Raw genomic sequence first — 17012 nt, 5'->3', positions numbered from 1 at the left:
ATGACAAAACAACGTATTTTTGTCGCCGGTCATCGCGGAATGGTGGGTTCCGCGATTGTTCGCCAGCTGGAACAGCGCGGTGACGTAGAGGTGATTGTCCGCACCCGCGACGAGCTGAACCTGCTCGACAGCCGCGCGGTACAGGACTTCTTTGCTAACGAACGCATTGACCAGGTGTATCTGGCGGCGGCGAAGGTGGGCGGCATTGTTGCTAACAACACCTACCCGGCGGATTTCATCTACGAAAACATGATGATCGAGAGCAACATCATTCACGCGGCGCATCTGCACAACGTGAATAAGCTGCTGTTCCTCGGGTCGTCCTGTATTTACCCGAAAATGGCGAAGCAGCCGATCGCCGAGAGCGAACTGCTGCAGGGCACGCTGGAGGCTACTAACGAGCCGTACGCGATTGCCAAGATTGCCGGGATCAAGCTGTGCGAGTCCTACAACCGTCAGTACAACCGCGACTATCGCTCGGTGATGCCGACCAACCTGTACGGACCGCACGATAACTTCCACCCGAGCAACTCGCACGTGATCCCGGCGCTGCTGCGCCGCTTCCACGAGGCGACCGCCGAGAACGCGCCGGATGTGGTGGTGTGGGGCAGCGGTACGCCGATGCGCGAGTTCCTGCACGTGGACGACATGGCTGCGGCCAGCATTCACGTGATGGAGCTGGATCGCGAAGTGTGGCAGGAGAACACCGAGCCGATGCTGTCGCACATCAACGTTGGTACCGGCGTGGACTGCACCATTCGCGAGCTGGCGCAAACCATCGCGCAGGTGGTGGGCTACAAAGGCCGAGTGGTGTTTGACGCCACGAAACCGGACGGCACGCCGCGCAAGCTGCTGGACGTGACCCGTCTGCATCAGCTGGGCTGGTATCACGAGGTGTCACTGGAGCAGGGTCTGGCCAGTACCTACCAGTGGTTCCTGGAAAACCAGCACCGCTTCCGGGGGTAACGATGTTTTTAAGTCAGGAAGATTTTGCCACGGTAGTGCGTTCCACTCCGCTCATCTCAATTGATTTGATCGTGGAGAACGAACGCGGCGAGTTCTTGCTGGGGAAACGAACCAACCGTCCTGCACAGGGCTTCTGGTTCGTGCCCGGCGGGCGCGTGCAGAAGGATGAGACGCTGAGCGATGCGTTTGAGCGTCTTACTCTGGCGGAACTGGGCCTGCAGCTGCCGATGGCAGCGGGCCAGTTTTACGGGGTCTGGCAGCACTTCTATGACGATAACTTTTCAGGCACCGGGTTCACCACGCACTACATCGTGCTGGGGTTCCGCCTGAAGGTGAGTGAGGCAGACCTGCGTCTGCCTGATTCTCAGCATGACGACTACCGCTGGCAGACGCCAGAGGCGCTGCTGGCCAGCGACAATGTGCATGACAACAGTCGTGCCTATTTCCTGGCCGATCGTCAGTCCGGAGTGCCGGGCTTATGAAAATTTTAGTGTACGGAATCAACTACTCGCCGGAGCTAACCGGCATCGGGAAATACACCGGCGAGATGGTCGAGTGGATGGCGAGCCAGGGACATGACGTGCGGGTCATTACCGCGCCGCCGTACTACCCGGAGTGGAAAGTCGGGGAGCGCTACTCAAGCTGGCGCTACCGTCGCGAAGAGGGGGCGGCGACCGTCTGGCGCTGCCCGCTGTATGTCCCTAAGCAGCCCTCAACGCTGAAACGGTTACTTCATCTGGGCAGCTTTGCCCTGAGCAGCTTTTTCCCGCTGATGGCGCAGCGTCGCTGGAAGCCGGATCGCATCATCGGCGTGGTGCCGACGCTTTTTTGCACGCCGGGCATGCGTCTGCTGGGCAAACTCTCCGGCGCGCGCACACTGCTGCACATTCAGGATTACGAAGTTGACGCCATGCTGGGCCTGGGGATGGCAGGCAAAAGCAAGGGCGGCAAGGTGGCGAAGCTCGCCAGCGCGTTTGAGCGCAGCTGCCTGCACAACGTGGATTACGTCTCGACGATCTCGCGCTCGATGATGAACAAGGCGCAGGAGAAGGGCGTCCCGGCGGAGAAAGTCATTTTCTTCCCGAACTGGTCCGAAGTGGCGCGTTTTCGCGATGTGACAGAACAGGATGCTCTGGCGCTGCGCGCGCAGCTCGGTTTGCCTGAAGATCAAAAAATCATTCTTTACTCAGGCAACATCGGCGAAAAGCAGGGGCTGGAGAGCGTGATTGAAGCGGCCCAGCAGCTTAGCAAACATCCGTGGACGTTTGTGATTGTCGGGCAGGGCGGTGGAAAAGCGCGGCTGGAAAAAATGGCCGGCGAACGCGGCCTGAGCAACGTGAAATTTTTCCCGCTTCAGTCTTACGAGGCATTGCCTGCGCTGCTGAAGATGGGCGACTGCCATCTGGTGGTGCAAAAACGCGGTGCCGCGGATGCGGTGCTGCCGTCCAAGCTGACCAACATCCTGGCAGTGGGCGGCAACGCGGTGATTACGGCAGAAGCCGAAACAGAATTAGGCCAGCTGTGCGACAGCTATCCGGGAATTGCCGTGTGCGTGGAGCCGGAATCGGTCCCGGCGCTGGTGACCGGAATTGAGCAGGCACTTGCCATGCCAAAAGTGAACACGGTGGCACGTGAATATGCCGAATGCACGCTCGAGAAAGAGAACGTGCTGAGCCAATTTATTGCAGATATACGGGGATAAATCATGAGTCAAACCACTTTGTATCCGGTTGTGATGGCTGGTGGCTCTGGTAGCCGGTTGTGGCCGCTGTCCCGCGTGCTCTATCCAAAACAGTTCCTCTGCCTGAAAGGGGATCTCACCATGCTGCAGACGACGGTAAACCGTCTGCACGGCGTGGAGTGTGAAAGCCCGGTGGTGATTTGTAACGAACAGCACCGCTTTATTGTTGCCGAGCAGCTGCGCCAGCTGAACAAACTCACCGAAAACATCATCCTGGAGCCTGCCGGTCGTAACACCGCGCCTGCGATCGCCCTGGCGGCGCTGGCGGCAAAACGCAGCAGCCCAGACTGTGACCCGCTGATGCTGGTCCTCGCGGCAGACCACGTTATCCAGCAGGAAGACGCGTTCCGCGACGCGGTGCGTGCGGCCATTCCTTACGCCGAGAGCGGCAAGCTGGTGACCTTCGGCATCGTGCCGGATCTGCCGGAAACCGGCTATGGCTACATCCGCCGCGGCAGCGTGACGCCGGGAGAAGGCGACAGCGTGGCGTTTGACGTGGCGCAGTTTGTTGAAAAACCGAATCTGGAAACCGCGCAGGCGTATGTCGCCAGCGGTGAGTATTACTGGAACAGCGGGATGTTCCTGTTCCGTGCCGGACGCTATCTGGAAGAGCTGCGCAAATACCGCCCGGATATTCTGAACGCCTGCGAGAAAGCGATGGCGGTGGTGGACCCGGATCTCGACTTCATCCGCGTGGATGAAGAGGCGTTCCTCGCCTGCCCGGAAGAGTCCATTGACTACGCGGTGATGGAACGTACGGCAGACGCCGTCGTGGTACCGATGGATGCAGGCTGGAGCGATGTGGGCTCCTGGTCCTCCCTGTGGGAGATCAGCGCCCATACCCCGGAGGGTAACGTCCATCACGGCGATGTTATTAGCCACAAAACGGAAAACAGCTACGTCTACGCCGAGTCCGGCCTGGTGACTACGGTCGGGGTGAAAGATCTGGTGGTTGTCCAGACCAAAGACGCCGTGCTGATTGCCGACCGTAACGCCGTGCAGGACGTTAAAAAAGTGGTGGAGAAGATCAAGGCGGATGGTCGCCACGAGCACCATATTCACCGCGAAGTCTACCGTCCGTGGGGGAAATATGACTCCATTGACTCCGGTGACCGCTATCAGGTGAAACGCATCACCGTGAAGCCGGGCGAGGGGCTGTCGGTGCAGATGCACCATCACCGCGCCGAGCACTGGGTGGTGGTTGCGGGTACCGCTAAAGTCACTATCGACGGTGAAGTCAAACTGCTGGGTGAAAACGAGTCCATTTATATTCCGCTGGGGGCGACGCACTGTCTGGAGAACCCGGGGAAAATTCCTCTCGACTTAATTGAGGTGCGCTCCGGCTCGTATCTGGAAGAGGACGATATCGTGCGCTTCCAGGACCGCTACGGGCGGGTGTAGCACTCTGCATTATGCCCGGTGGCGCTGCGCTTACCGGGCCTACGAATGACAAACAAATCAATTTGGCCATTTAGTGGTCAGGGCCGACTGTTGCCTGAAAAAGGGGTCATCATGGAAAAATTAACCTGTTTTAAAGCCTACGATATTCGCGGCAGGCTGGGCGAAGAGCTGAATGAAGACATCGCGTGGCGCATTGGCCGCGCGTACGGCGAATATTTAAAACCGCAGACCATCGTGCTGGGCGGTGACGTGCGCCTGACCAGCGAGTCGCTGAAGCTGGCCCTGGCGAAAGGGCTGCAGGACGCGGGCGTGGACGTGCTGGATATCGGCCTTTCCGGGACCGAAGAGATTTATTTTGCCACCTTCCACCTGGGCGTAGACGGCGGTATCGAAGTGACGGCCAGCCACAACCCGATGGACTACAACGGCATGAAGCTGGTGCGCAAGGGCGCCCGTCCGATCAGCGGCGATACCGGCCTGCGCGACGTGCAGCGCCTGGCGGAAGCCAACGATTTCCCGCCGGTGAACGACGCGAAGCGCGGCAGCTACAAAAAAATTAACCTGCAGAAAGACTACATCGACCACCTGCTGGGCTACATCAACGTGGCGAACCTGAAGCCGCTGAAGCTGGTGATTAACTCCGGTAACGGCGCGGCCGGCCCGGTGGTGGATGCCCTCGAAGCGCGCTTTAAGGCGCTGAACGTGCCGGTCACTTTCATTAAAGTGCACAATACCCCGGACGGCAACTTCCCGAACGGTATCCCTAACCCGCTGCTGCCGGAGTGCCGCGACGACACCCGCAACGCGGTGATTGAGCACGGCGCGGACATGGGTATCGCCTTTGACGGCGATTTCGACCGCTGCTTCCTGTTCGACGAGAAAGGGCAGTTCATCGAGGGCTACTACATTGTCGGCCTGCTGGCGGAAGCGTTCCTCGAGAAAAACCCGGGCGCGAAAATCATTCATGACCCGCGCCTTTCCTGGAACACCGTCGACGTGGTGTCAGCGGCAGGCGGCACGCCGGTGATGTCCAAAACCGGCCACGCCTTCATCAAAGAGCGCATGCGCGAAGAAGACGCCATCTACGGCGGCGAGATGAGCGCCCACCACTACTTCCGTGATTTTGCCTACTGCGACAGCGGGATGATCCCGTGGCTGCTGGTGACAGAGCTGCTGTGCCTGAAGGGGCAGACGCTGGGCGAGCTGGTGCGCGACCGCATGGCGGCGTTCCCGGCGAGCGGGGAGATCAACAGCAAGCTGGCGGAGCCAGCCGAGGCCATTGCCCGCGTGGAGCAGCACTTTGCGATTCACGCGCTGGAAATTGACCGTACGGACGGCATCAGCATGGCGTTCCCGCAGTGGCGCTTTAACCTGCGCTCGTCCAACACCGAGCCGGTGGTGCGCCTGAACGTGGAATCCCGTGCTGATACGGCGCTGATGGAAGCCCGAACGAAGGACATTCTGGCGCTGTTGAATCAGTAACAATTGCCCCTCCCGGTGGGAGGGGGAACCGAATACAGGAACAACGATGACGAATCTAAAAAAACGCGAACGAGCGAGAACGAATGCATCGTTAATCTCTATGGTGCAGCGTTTTTCTGATATCACCATCATGGTCGGTGGATTGTGGGCGGTGTGTCGGATCGGCGGGCTGCCGTTCTTATACATGCATCTGCTGATGGCACTGATCGCGCTGGTTGTGTTTCAGATGATCGGCGGGATGACCGATTTCTACCGCTCGTGGCGCGGCGTCAAAATGACCACCGAACTGATGCTGTTGCTGCAGAACTGGACCCTTAGCCTGATCTTCAGCGCTGGCCTGGTGGCGTTCAGCCATGATTTTGATAATCGCCTCGTCACCTATCTCTGCTGGTATCTGCTGACCAGCGTCGGCATGGTGGTGTGCCGTTCACTGATCCGCTTTGGCGCGGGCTGGCTGCGTAACCGGGGCTATAACCGTCGCTTCGTTGCCGTGGCGGGCGATCTGCCGGTCGGGAAGGTGCTGCTCGACAGCTTCCGCAAAGAGCCGTGGTTAGGGTTTGAAGTGGTCGGGATTTATCACGACGCGAAGCCGGGCGGCGTGCCTGCGGACTGGGCGGGTAATTACGAACAGCTTATTGAAGACGCGAAAGCCGGCAAAATTCATAACGTCTACATCGCCATGCAGATGAGAGACGAGTCCCGCATTAAGCATTTGATGCGCGAGCTGGCGGACACCACCTGCTCGGTGATCCTGATCCCGGACGTGTTTACCTTCAACATCCTTCACTCCCGTATTGAAGAGGTGAACGGCGTGCCGGTGGTACCGCTGTACGACACGCCGCTGTCGGGCATTAACCGCGTGCTGAAGCGCGTGGAAGATATCGTGCTCTCTTCACTGATCCTGCTGCTGATTTCGCCTGTTCTGTGCTGCATTGCCCTGGCGGTGAAGCTGAGCTCTCCCGGCCCGGTTATCTTCCGCCAGACCCGCTACGGTATGGACGGTAAGCCGATTATGGTGTGGAAATTCCGCTCTATGAAGGTGATGGAAAACGACAAGGTGGTGACCCAGGCAACGCAGAACGATCCGCGCGTCACCCGCGTGGGGAACTTCCTGCGCCGCACCTCGCTGGACGAACTGCCGCAGTTTATCAACGTCTTTACCGGCGGCATGTCGATTGTTGGCCCGCGTCCACACGCGGTGGCGCACAACGAGCAGTACCGCTCGCTGATTGAAGGCTACATGCTGCGCCATAAGGTGAAGCCGGGCATCACCGGTTGGGCGCAGATCAACGGCTGGCGCGGCGAAACCGACACGCTGGAAAAAATGGAAAAACGTATCGAATTCGATCTGGAGTACATCCGCGAATGGAGTATCTGGTTCGATATCAAGATTGTTTTTCTGACCATCTTCAAAGGTTTCGTGAACAAAGCGGCGTACTAAGATGAGCTTACGTGAAAAAACCATCAGCGGGGCGAAGTGGTCAGCGATGGCGACCATCGTCATCATTGGCCTCGGTCTGGTGCAGATGACCGTGCTGGCGCGCATTATTGATAATCACCAGTTCGGTCTGCTGACCGTCTCGCTGGTGATTATCGCGCTGGCCGATACGCTGTCTGATTTTGGTATTGCCAACTCGATTATCCAGCGCAAAGAGATCAGCCATCTTGAGTTGACCACCCTCTACTGGCTGAACGTGGGGCTGGGGATTTTCGTGTTTGTGCTGGTATTCCTGCTGAGCGACACCATCGCCAGCGTGCTGCATAACCCGGATCTGGCTCCGCTGATGCGCACGCTGTCGTTTGCTTTCGTGGTGATCCCGCACGGGCAGCAGTTCCGCGCGCTGATGCAGAAAGAGCTGGAGTTCAACAAGATCGGCATGATCGAGACCAGCGCGGTGCTGGCGGGCTTTACCTTCACCGTGGTGAGCGCCCATTTCTGGCCGCTGGCGATGACGGCCATTCTGGGATACCTGGTTAACTCTTCCGTGCGCACGCTGCTGTTCGGCTACTTTGGCCGCAAGATCTACCGTCCGGGGCTGCATTTCTCTCTCGCGTCCGTCTCGTCCAACCTGCGCTTTGGCGCGTGGCTGACAGCGGACAGCATCATCAACTATGTGAATACCAACCTGTCGACGCTGGTGCTGGCGCGTATTCTTGGCGCGAGCGTGGCGGGGGGCTACAACCTGGCCTACAACGTCGCGGTGGTGCCGCCGATGAAGCTGAACCCGATTATCACCCGCGTCCTGTTCCCGGCGTTTGCCAAGATTCAGGACGACACCGAGAAGCTGCGCGTCAACTTCTACAAGCTGCTTTCCGTGGTGGGGATCATTAACTTCCCGGTGCTGCTGGGGCTGATGGTGGTTTCCAGCAACTTCGTGCCGCTGGTGTTTGGTGAGAAGTGGAACGGCATCATCCCGATCCTGCAGCTGCTGTGCGTGGTGGGGCTGCTGCGCTCCGTGGGGAATCCGATTGGTTCCCTGCTGATGGCAAAAGCGCGCGTAGACATCAGCTTTAAGTTCAACGTGTTCAAAACCTTCCTGTTTATTCCGGCGATTATCGTCGGCGGGCATATGGCGGGCGCCATCGGCGTTACGCTGGGCTTTCTGCTGGTGCAGGTAGTCAATACCGTTCTGAGCTACTTCATCATGATCAAGCCGGTGCTGGGCTCCAGCTACCGTCAGTACATCCTGAGCCTGTGGCTGCCGTTCTATCTCTCATTGCCGACCCTGGCGGTGAGCTACGGCCTGGGCATCATCCTCAGCGGCCACCTGCCGCTGGCCGCGCTGCTGGCGGTACAGGTTGCCGCGGGCGCGCTGGCATTCGTCGTGATGATTGTGCTGTCACGCAATGCGTTGGTGGTAGAGATGAAGCGCCAGTTTTGCCGTAACGAAAAAATGAAAACGCTGCTTCGCGCAGGCTAGTTATTTAAGAGGCCATTATGAAATTATTAATTCTTGGCAACCATACCTGCGGCAACCGTGGCGACAGCGCCATCCTGCGCGGTTTACTGGATGCAATTAACACCCTTAAGCCTGAGACCGAAGTGGACGTGATGAGCCGTTATCCGGTCAGCTCATCCTGGTTACTGAACCGCCCTGTGATGGGCGACCCGCTCTACAGCCAGATGAAACAGCATAACAACGCCGCGGGCGTGATGGGCCGCGTGAAGAAGGTGCTGCGCCGTCGCTACCAGCACCAGGTGCTGCTTTCCCGTGTGACCGATACCGGCAAGCTGCGCAACATCGCTATCGCGCAGGGCTTCACCGATTTTGTTCGTCTGCTGTCCGGCTATGACGCCATTATCCAGGTTGGCGGATCGTTCTTCGTCGATCTCTACGGCGTGCCGCAGTTTGAGCATGCGCTTTGTACGTTCATGGCGAAAAAACCGCTGTTTATGATTGGCCACAGCGTCGGGCCATTCCAGGATCCGCAGTTTAACCAGCTCGCAAACTACGTTTTCGGCCACTGCGACGCGCTGATCCTGCGCGAGTCGGTCAGCCTCGACATGATGAAGCGCAGCGAAATTGACACCTCAAAAGTTGAGCACGGCGTGGATACCGCCTGGCTGGTGGATCACCAGGACGATAGCTTCCAGCCGAGCTACGCGGTGCAGCACTGGCTCGATGTGGCGGCGAAACAGAAAACCGTCGCCATAACCCTGCGCGAGCTGGCGCCCTTTGATAAACGTTTAGGCACAACGCAGGCGGCGTATGAGAAAGCCTTCGCCGACGTGGTGAACCGCGTGCTTGACAGCGGTTACCAGGTGCTGGCGCTCTCAACCTGTACCGGTATCGACAGCTACAACAAAGATGACCGCATGGTGGCGCTGAACCTTCGCAGCCTTGTGAACGATCCGTCCCGCTATCATGTGGTGATGGACGAACTGAACGATCTGGAGATGGGCAAGCTGCTCTCCGCCTGCGACCTGACCGTGGGCACGCGCCTGCACTCCGCCATTATCTCCATGAACTTTGGCACGCCGGCCATTGCCATCAACTATGAGCACAAATCAGCAGGCATCATGCAGCAGCTTGGTATGCCGGAAATGGCCGTGGATATCCGTCATCTTCTGGATGGTTCGCTGGGTGCGATGGTGGGGGACACCCTGGGTCAACTGCCTGCCATCAATGAACGCCTGGCCGTGGCGGTGAAAGCCGAGCGCGAGAAGGGCATTGGGATGGTGAAATCGGTACTTGACCGCGTACGGGAGGGGAAATGAAGGTTGGTTTCTTCTTACTGAAATTTCCGCTGTCGTCTGAAACGTTTGTCCTGAACCAAATCACCGCGTTTATCGATATGGGATATGACGTGGAGATTATCGCCCTGCAAAAGGGCGATACCCAAAACACCCATGCGGCGTATACCCAGTATGGCCTGGAGGCGAAAACCCGCTGGCTGCAGGATGAGCCGTCCGGGAAGCTGAGCAAGCTGCGCCACCGGGCCAGCCAGACCTTACGCGGGATCCACCGCGCGTCGACGTGGCGGGCCCTGAATGTTTCCCGCTATGGGTCTGAATCTCGCAATCTGATCCTGTCGGCCATCTGCGGGCAAACGGCGCAGCCGTATCGTGCCGACGTGTTTATCGCCCACTTTGGCCCGGCGGGCGTCACCGCCGCGAAGCTGCGCGAGCTGGGCGTGATTGACGGTAAAATTGCGACCATCTTCCACGGTATCGACATCTCCAGCCGCGAAGTCCTGAACCACTACACGCCGGAGTATCAGCAGCTTTTCCGCCGCGGCGACATGATGCTGCCGATCAGCGACCTGTGGGCCGGACGCCTGAAAAACATGGGATGCCCGGGAGAAAAAATTGCCGTTTCGCGTATGGGCGTGGACTTAACGCGCTTCACTCGGCGTCCTGTAAAGGTGCCGGGAAAGCCGCTGCAGATCATCTCCGTTGCTCGTCTGACCGAGAAGAAAGGCCTCCATGTGGCCATTGAAGCCTGCCGCCAGCTGAAAGCGCGCGGGGTGGATTTCCACTATCGCATTCTCGGCATTGGGCCGTGGGAGCGTCGTCTGCGCACGCTTATCGAACAGTATCAGCTGGAAGATGTCGTAGAGATGCCGGGCTTCAAGCCGAGCCACGAGGTCAAGGCCATGCTCGATGAGGCGGATGTGTTTCTGCTGCCCTCGGTGACGGGCGCCGATGGCGATATGGAAGGCATTCCGGTGGCGCTGATGGAGGCGATGGCCGTAGGTATTCCTGTGGTATCAACCCTGCACAGCGGGATCCCGGAGCTGATTAAGTCTGACCACTCCGGCTGGCTGGTGCCGGAGAATAACGCGATGGCCCTTGCGGACCGATTAGCTGCCTTCAGCGACATCGACCAGCAGGCGCTTGAGCCCGTGCTCCATAATGCCCGACAAAAAGTGGAAGCCGATTTTAACCAGCAGGTGATTAACCGCCAGTTAGCGAGCCTGCTGCAAACGCTGTAACGCCGAGGATGTATGCTGAAAAAGATTACCCGACGCACCTTTGTCTCTTCTCTGTCCGTTCTGGCGGCCACGCCGCTGCTGTCGTCACGCATTGCGCGGGCGGCAGCCGGAAGAACGGTCTCTGTTAATCAGTACAATAACAACGACTGGATCGCCGCCTTTAAGCAGGCGTTTAATGACGGCGACACCGTCGTGGTCCCTGCCGGGCTCACCTGCGAAAACATCAATACGGGCATTTTCATTCCCGACGGTAAAACGCTGCTGATCCGCGGGGCGTTAACCGGCAACGGGCGCGGCCGCTTTGTTCTGCAGGAAGGCAGCAAAGTGATAGGCGAAGGCGCTGGTCGCACGGAGAACATTACGCTCGACGTTCGCGGCTCTGACTGCGTCATCAAAGGGCTGGCCATGAGCGGTTTTGGCCCGGTGACGCAGATCTACATCGGCGGCAAGAAACCGAGCGTGATGCGTAATTTGCTGATTGATAACATCAGCGTAAGCCAGGCCAACTACGCCATCCTGCGCCAGGGTTTCCACAACCAGGTGGATGGCGCCCGCATCACCAACAGCAAATTTAGCCATCTGCAGGGGGATGCGATCGAGTGGAACGTCGCCATCAACGATCGCAATATCCTGATCTCCGATCATGTCATCGACAACATCAACTGCACCAACGGCAAGATCAACTGGGGCATCGGCATTGGCCTCGCCGGCAGCACCTACGATAACGACTATCCGGAGAAGCAAACCGTCAAGAACTTCGTGGTGGCCAACATCACCGGCAGCAACTGTCGCCAGCTGGTGCACGTTGAAAACGGCAAGCATTTTGTTATCCGCAATATCAAAGCCAAAAATATTACTCCCGACTTCAGTAAAAAGGCGGGAATAGACAACGCCACGGTGGCCATTTATGGCTGTGATAATTTCATTATTGATAATGTCGATATGGTGAACAGCGCCGGAATGTTAATCGGCTATGGGGTGATAAAAGGCGATTATTTATCCATCCCGCAGAACTTCAAGCTCAACAATATTCACCTCGATAATCGACAGCTTGCGTATAAATTGCGCGGAATACAGATTTCGTCCGGTAACGCCACCTCGTTTGTGGCGATAACTAACGTGGAGATGCAACGTGCTACGCTGGAATTACACAATAAGCCGCAGCATCTTTTTTTACGAAATATCAATGTGATGCAGGAATCTGCTGTGGGTCCCGCCCTGAAGATCAACTTCGACCTGCGCAAGGATGTGCGGGGTAAATTCATGGCGAAAGACGAGACCCTGCTGTCGCTGGCGAACATAAAAGCTGTGAATGAGAAGGGGCAGAGTTCGGTGGATATTGACAGGGTCGACCAGCAGGTGGTGAATGCGGAAAGGCTGAACTTTGCGCTTCCGCACAGATAATCGACAATCGTCTGTTTTGAGACTATTCCTGGCATAAAAGCGCGATCGAATCAGATTACAACTACAGAAATTTGTGATGCGAAGGCGTAACATTGCCCAAGGATTACGGCAAATCATGCTGGCGAAAACAGGTTAAAGAGCTATAATTCGTCAACCATTTTAAGGTGGAAGAAATAATGATTAATTTGAAAGCAGTCATTCCGGTAGCAGGCCTGGGCATGCATATGCTGCCAGCCACAAAAGCCATTCCTAAAGAGATGCTGCCGATCGTCGACAAGCCAATGATTCAGTACATTGTCGACGAGATTGTTGCTGCAGGGATCAAAGAAATCGTCCTGGTTACCCACTCGTCCAAGAATGCGGTAGAAAACCACTTCGACACCTCTTACGAACTCGAAGCGCTGCTTGAGCTGCGCGTTAAGCGCCAGCTGCTGGCGGAAGTACAGTCAATCTGTCCGCCGGGCGTGACCATCATGAACGTGCGCCAGGCGCAGCCGCTGGGCTTGGGCCACTCTATTCTGTGTGCTCGTCCGGTTGTGGGTGACAATCCGTTTATCGTTGTTCTTCCGGACATTATTATCGATACGGCTTCTGCCGATCCGCTGCGTTACAACCTGGCGGCAATGGTGGCACGTTTCAATGAAACCGGCCGTAGCCAGGTGCTGGCAAAACGCATGAAGGGCGATCTCTCCGAGTACTCCGTTATTCAGACTAAAGAACCGCTGGAGACGGAAGGGCAGGTGAGCCGCATCGTTGAGTTCATCGAAAAACCGGATCAGCCACAGACGCTGGATTCGGACCTGATGGCAGTGGGTCGCTATGTTCTGAACGCAGATATCTGGGCGGAACTGGAAAAAACCGAGCCAGGCGCCTGGGATCGTATCCAACTGACCGACGCGATTGCAGAACTGGCGAAGAAGCAGTCTGTGGATGCCATGCTGATGACCGGCGACAGCTATGACTGCGGTAAGAAAATGGGGTATATGCAGGCGTTCGTGAACTATGGGCTGCGTAACCTGAAAGAAGGGGCGAAGTTCCGTAAGAAAATTGAAAAACTTCTGGAAGAGTAAATTTTCGAACCTGTGTTTGTCTAAGTTGATGAGAAAACGACAGATGATACTTGGAGCACATTTTAATGTGTCCCTCGTCTCCTCTGTCGTTTTGTTTTTAGCACGTAACTCGATGTGTAGGACGTCTTACGGTTTTGAATACCAAACGGTTGGTTTTTCTTGTTTTGACCTGTAATTAATACCACAATACTGGATTCGCTGTGGCTGCTATGGACGCTGCAGTCTGAGTAACAAAATATAAAATTCAACGTCTCATGCAGACTTAGTGCACTGGTAGCTATTGAGCCAGGGGCGGTAGCGTGTTCAAACATGAACCTCCAGCGTTGAGATGTATATATGCGACTTGAAGAGGTATGCATGATCGGTTTACTCAATCGTTTGCTATTAAAGTTGAAGTTAGCAACAAAATTCCGAAATAAAATTCAAGTGGGTGATAATGTATTCATTCACAAGAACCCCACTTTCATTGTGAGATCGAATGAAGATCGCAACGGTATCTTTATCCATGATGGGGTTTATATCGGCAGAGATGTAAACATTCATACTGCCTCTAAGATTGTGATATCAAAAAATTGCGTTATCAGTGACTATGTTTATATAAGCACGCTAGCTCATGGTATAGATCCTGAACTGGGGCCTATCCTCACCCAGAAAGATATTGACAAAGGGCAGATAATTCTAGGTGAGAACGTTTTTCTTGGGTTCAATACTAAAATCTTGCCGGGGGTAACGCTCGGTGATTGGACCATCGTAGGGACGGGGGCTGTTGTCACGAAATCCTTCCCAGGCTTTTGCGTAGTAGCAGGTAACCCAGCCCGCATCATCAAGACGTACAATCATAGTTCACATGAATGGGAAGCAGTGAATGTTGCTAAATAAAATAGTGAATGCCTTCCATTTATTTGTTTCACAGGTTAAGTATAAAACCTGTATGAAATCTTTTGGGCGTCGTAGTAGGATTATCTCGCCCATGCTCATCGCAAATCCGCAATATATTGAGGTTGGGCAGCGAGTTTTAATAAGAAACGGTTTAAGGCTAGAAGTGGTTGACCCTCAAAATGAGGTTGTCATCAGTATTGGTGATAATGTCAATATTGAACAGAATTGTCATATTATTGGCCGCGTAAAAGTTGCTATTGGTAACAATGTAACTATTACCGGGAATTGTTCCATTGTTGATGTTAGCCATCCTTTCGAAAATATTCATGATACGAAAAAAATTGGTGACCGAATTTCAAGTATTCAACAGCCAGTTACTATAGGTGATGGTTCTTTTATTGGTTTTGGATCGCATATTTCTCCCGGTGTTACGATTGGAAAAAATTGCGTCGTTGGTGCTGGTTCAGTAGTGACTAAATCAATACCTGATTATTCGGTTGTCGCAGGTGTTCCAGCCAAAGTTATAAAGTATTATTCATTTGAAGAGAATAAATGGGTCAGTGCAAGAAGTTGATATCAGTACTTTAAAACCCTTGGCTTCAATTATATAAAAGAGATCGTGATGAAAATATTAGTTACTGGTGGTGCCGGATTCATCGGTTCGGCATTAGCGCGTTACATTATTAACTCGACAACTGATTATGTGGTGAATGTTGATAAGTTAACCTATGCAGGTAACCTTCAGTCTTTAAAAGACATTGAAAATAGCGATCGTTATGCTTTTGTTCATGCTGATATTTGCGATGCACAGGCGTTAGACGAAATCTTTTCAACTCATAAACCTGATGCAGTAATGCATCTGGCAGCAGAAAGTCACGTTGACCGTTCAATAACCGGCCCTGCTGCGTTTATTGAAACGAATATAGTTGGAACCTACGTCTTGCTTGAAGCAGCCAGAAAATACTGGCAAACCCTGGAAGGTGAAAAGAAACAGAGATTCCGTTTCCATCATATTTCAACCGATGAAGTGTATGGAGATCTTCCTCATCCTGATGAATGGGATAATAAAAAAAGTCTTCCATTATTTACTGAGCAAACCGCCTATGCTCCAAGCAGTCCTTACTCTGCCTCTAAAGCATCAAGCGATCATTTAGTTCGCGCGTGGCATCGTACTTATAATTTCCCAACTATTGTGACTAACTGTTCAAACAATTATGGACCTTACCATTTCCCAGAAAAATTAATCCCGCTGGTAATTCTCAATGCATTACAAGGAAAACCGTTGCCTATTTATGGTAAAGGCGATCAAATCCGTGACTGGTTATACGTTGAGGATCATGCCCGCGCACTCTATACCGTTATCACGGAAGGGATCGTAGGTGAAACCTACAATATCGGCGGTTATAATGAGAAAAAGAATATTGAAGTAGTACAGACTATCTGCGATATCCTTGACGAAATAAAGCCGAAGAATACCTCGTATAACGAACAAATCACTTATGTTGCCGATCGCCCAGGCCACGATCGACGCTATGCAATTGATGCCAGTAAAATCACTCAAGAACTCGGCTGGAAACCTCAAGAGACCTTTGAATCTGGTATTAAGAAAACGATTCATTGGTATCTTGATAACCAGGATTGGGTCCAAAATGTTATGAGCGGTGCCTATCAGGACTGGATCAACAAAAATTACGAGCAACGTTAATCTTTTCAACCCCGTCATAAGAAGCATTGAACATGTCAAAAAGAAAAGGAATTATTTTAGCCGGTGGTTCAGGTACCCGCCTTTACCCTGTGACGATGGCGGTTAGTAAACAGCTGCTGCCAATCTATGATAAGCCGATGATTTATTATCCATTAAGCACGCTGATGCTTGCTGGCATTCGGGATATTCTCATCATAAGCACACCTCAGGATACCCCTCGGTTTGAGCAATTACTTGGTAACGGTAAAAAATGGGGACTGAACATCGAATATAAGGTCCAGGAAAGTCCTGATGGCCTTGCTCAGGCATTTATAATTGGTGAAGAATTTATCGGTAACGATTCTTGTGCTTTAGTCCTTGGCGACAATGTTTTCTATGGTCACGATTTGCCAAAAGAACTTGAAATGGCAATGAATCAGGAAAAAGGAGCTACGGTCTTTGCCTATCATGTAAAAGACCCTGAACGCTATGGCGTGGTAGATTTCGATGAGAACGGCAAAGCGCTTTCTTTAGAAGAAAAACCACTGAAGCCAAAAAGTAATTACGCTGTGACTGGTCTCTATTTTTATGATAATGACGTCATTGAGATGGCTAAACAGCTGAAACCGTCAGCGCGTGGTGAATTAGAGATCACTGATATTAACCGCCTCTACCTGGAAAAAAATTCGCTCTCAGTTGCTATTATGGGACGTGGATATGCCTGGCTTGATACAGGAACGCATGAGAGTCTAATTGAGGCAGGTAACTTTATTCAGACAATCGAATCACGTCAGGGGCTCAAAGTTTCTTGTCCGGAAGAGATTGCTTATCGTAAAGGTTTCATTGATAAGAAACAGTTAGCAAAATTAGCCAAAGAGCTCAATAAAAATGACTATGGCAAATATTTGCAGCATTTAGCTAAAGATTGAAAATCCAACATTAAGTACTA

Annotated in this window: 15 protein-coding genes; all 15 read left to right on the top strand. The window is 54.0% G+C overall.

Annotated features, from left to right (window positions below; genetic code table 11):
• The 15 genes from fcl to rfbA all read left to right on the top strand — a co-directional run bounded on the left by fcl (window position 1) and on the right by rfbA (window position 16992).
• Window positions 1-966: a GDP-L-fucose synthase gene (gene fcl / locus AC2TE5_RS14800; RefSeq protein WP_024908102.1), complete on the top strand. Its 966-nt coding sequence runs from the start codon at window positions 1-3 to the stop codon at window positions 964-966.
• 2 nt (window positions 967-968) lie between these two features.
• A complete protein-coding gene (locus AC2TE5_RS14795) occupies window positions 969-1448 on the top strand; it encodes a GDP-mannose mannosyl hydrolase (protein ID WP_024908101.1) in 480 nt (159 codons plus the stop codon).
• Entirely contained in the window at window positions 1445-2668 is a 1224-nt protein-coding gene (gene wcaI, locus AC2TE5_RS14790; protein WP_484611904.1) for a colanic acid biosynthesis fucosyltransferase WcaI, read from the top strand. The genes AC2TE5_RS14795 and wcaI overlap by 4 nt, the downstream gene beginning before the upstream one ends.
• 3 nt (window positions 2669-2671) lie before the next feature.
• Window positions 2672-4108, top strand: coding sequence for a mannose-1-phosphate guanyltransferase (cpsB, locus tag AC2TE5_RS14785; protein ID WP_121425370.1), 1437 nt, complete (start codon window positions 2672-2674; stop codon window positions 4106-4108).
• A gap of 111 nt (window positions 4109-4219) precedes the next feature.
• Window positions 4220-5590: a colanic acid biosynthesis phosphomannomutase CpsG gene (gene cpsG, locus AC2TE5_RS14780; protein WP_484611903.1), complete on the top strand. Its 1371-nt coding sequence runs from the start codon at window positions 4220-4222 to the stop codon at window positions 5588-5590.
• A gap of 46 nt (window positions 5591-5636) precedes the next feature.
• Window positions 5637-7031, top strand: coding sequence for an undecaprenyl-phosphate glucose phosphotransferase (wcaJ, locus tag AC2TE5_RS14775; protein ID WP_213327976.1), 1395 nt, complete (start codon window positions 5637-5639; stop codon window positions 7029-7031).
• Between the two features lies 1 nt (window position 7032).
• The gene (wzxC, locus tag AC2TE5_RS14770; RefSeq protein WP_063144520.1) at window positions 7033-8511 is read left to right on the top strand and encodes a colanic acid undecaprenyl disphosphate flippase WzxC; all 1479 of its coding nucleotides are present in this window, start codon (window positions 7033-7035) and stop codon (window positions 8509-8511) included.
• Between the two features lie 17 nt (window positions 8512-8528).
• Complete coding sequence (gene wcaK, locus AC2TE5_RS14765; RefSeq protein ID WP_033145972.1) at window positions 8529-9809, top strand: colanic acid biosynthesis pyruvyl transferase WcaK; 1281 nt, start codon at window positions 8529-8531, stop codon at window positions 9807-9809.
• On the top strand, window positions 9806-11026 hold the full coding sequence (wcaL, locus tag AC2TE5_RS14760; RefSeq protein WP_121423371.1) for a colanic acid biosynthesis glycosyltransferase WcaL: 1221 nt from the start codon (window positions 9806-9808) through the stop codon (window positions 11024-11026). Before wcaK ends, wcaL begins: the two co-directional genes overlap by 4 nt.
• A 12-nt stretch (window positions 11027-11038) precedes the next feature.
• A complete protein-coding gene (gene wcaM, locus AC2TE5_RS14755) occupies window positions 11039-12430 on the top strand; it encodes a colanic acid biosynthesis protein WcaM (protein WP_213327975.1) in 1392 nt (463 codons plus the stop codon).
• 176 nt (window positions 12431-12606) lie between these two features.
• A complete protein-coding gene (gene galF / locus AC2TE5_RS14750; protein WP_213327974.1) occupies window positions 12607-13500 on the top strand; it encodes a GalU regulator GalF in 894 nt (297 codons plus the stop codon).
• Window positions 13501-13857: 357 nt separating this feature from the next.
• Complete coding sequence (locus tag AC2TE5_RS14745) at window positions 13858-14379, top strand: acyltransferase (RefSeq protein ID WP_213327973.1); 522 nt, start codon at window positions 13858-13860, stop codon at window positions 14377-14379.
• Window positions 14366-14953, top strand: coding sequence for an acyltransferase (locus AC2TE5_RS14740; protein ID WP_213327972.1), 588 nt, complete (start codon window positions 14366-14368; stop codon window positions 14951-14953). Before AC2TE5_RS14745 ends, AC2TE5_RS14740 begins: the two co-directional genes overlap by 14 nt.
• A 48-nt stretch (window positions 14954-15001) precedes the next feature.
• Window positions 15002-16084, top strand: a complete 1083-nt coding sequence (gene rfbB, locus AC2TE5_RS14735) for a dTDP-glucose 4,6-dehydratase (protein WP_213327971.1) — start codon at window positions 15002-15004, stop codon at window positions 16082-16084.
• 32 nt (window positions 16085-16116) lie between these two features.
• Window positions 16117-16992, top strand: coding sequence for a glucose-1-phosphate thymidylyltransferase RfbA (rfbA, locus tag AC2TE5_RS14730; protein ID WP_039262639.1), 876 nt, complete (start codon window positions 16117-16119; stop codon window positions 16990-16992).
• Window positions 16993-17012 lie beyond the last annotated feature (20 nt).

This window comes from Enterobacter sp. N5-15 (assembly GCF_057221635.1).
The sequence above is the reverse complement of the archived record's forward strand: the minus strand, read 5'-3'. Positions and strand labels throughout refer to the sequence as shown.

Bases quoted from the DNA above. Each gene is read 5' to 3' on its own strand.
- rfbB (WP_213327971.1), top strand. From the start codon at position 15,002: ATGAAAATATTAGTTACTGGTGGTGCCGGATTCATCGGTTCGGCATTA.
- AC2TE5_RS14795 (WP_024908101.1), top strand. From the start codon at position 969: ATGTTTTTAAGTCAGGAAGATTTTGCCACGGTAGTGCGTTCCACTCCG.
- wcaL (WP_121423371.1), top strand. From the start codon at position 9,806: ATGAAGGTTGGTTTCTTCTTACTGAAATTTCCGCTGTCGTCTGAAACG.
- cpsG (WP_484611903.1), top strand. From the start codon at position 4,220: ATGGAAAAATTAACCTGTTTTAAAGCCTACGATATTCGCGGCAGGCTG.
- AC2TE5_RS14740 (WP_213327972.1), top strand. From the start codon at position 14,366: ATGTTGCTAAATAAAATAGTGAATGCCTTCCATTTATTTGTTTCACAG.
- wcaK (WP_033145972.1), top strand. From the start codon at position 8,529: ATGAAATTATTAATTCTTGGCAACCATACCTGCGGCAACCGTGGCGAC.
- wcaJ (WP_213327976.1), top strand. From the start codon at position 5,637: ATGACGAATCTAAAAAAACGCGAACGAGCGAGAACGAATGCATCGTTA.
- wcaI (WP_484611904.1), top strand. From the start codon at position 1,445: ATGAAAATTTTAGTGTACGGAATCAACTACTCGCCGGAGCTAACCGGC.
- cpsB (WP_121425370.1), top strand. From the start codon at position 2,672: ATGAGTCAAACCACTTTGTATCCGGTTGTGATGGCTGGTGGCTCTGGT.
- wzxC (WP_063144520.1), top strand. From the start codon at position 7,033: ATGAGCTTACGTGAAAAAACCATCAGCGGGGCGAAGTGGTCAGCGATG.
- AC2TE5_RS14745 (WP_213327973.1), top strand. From the start codon at position 13,858: ATGATCGGTTTACTCAATCGTTTGCTATTAAAGTTGAAGTTAGCAACA.
- galF (WP_213327974.1), top strand. From the start codon at position 12,607: ATGATTAATTTGAAAGCAGTCATTCCGGTAGCAGGCCTGGGCATGCAT.
- rfbA (WP_039262639.1), top strand. From the start codon at position 16,117: ATGTCAAAAAGAAAAGGAATTATTTTAGCCGGTGGTTCAGGTACCCGC.
- wcaM (WP_213327975.1), top strand. From the start codon at position 11,039: ATGCTGAAAAAGATTACCCGACGCACCTTTGTCTCTTCTCTGTCCGTT.
- fcl (WP_024908102.1), top strand. From the start codon at position 1: ATGACAAAACAACGTATTTTTGTCGCCGGTCATCGCGGAATGGTGGGT.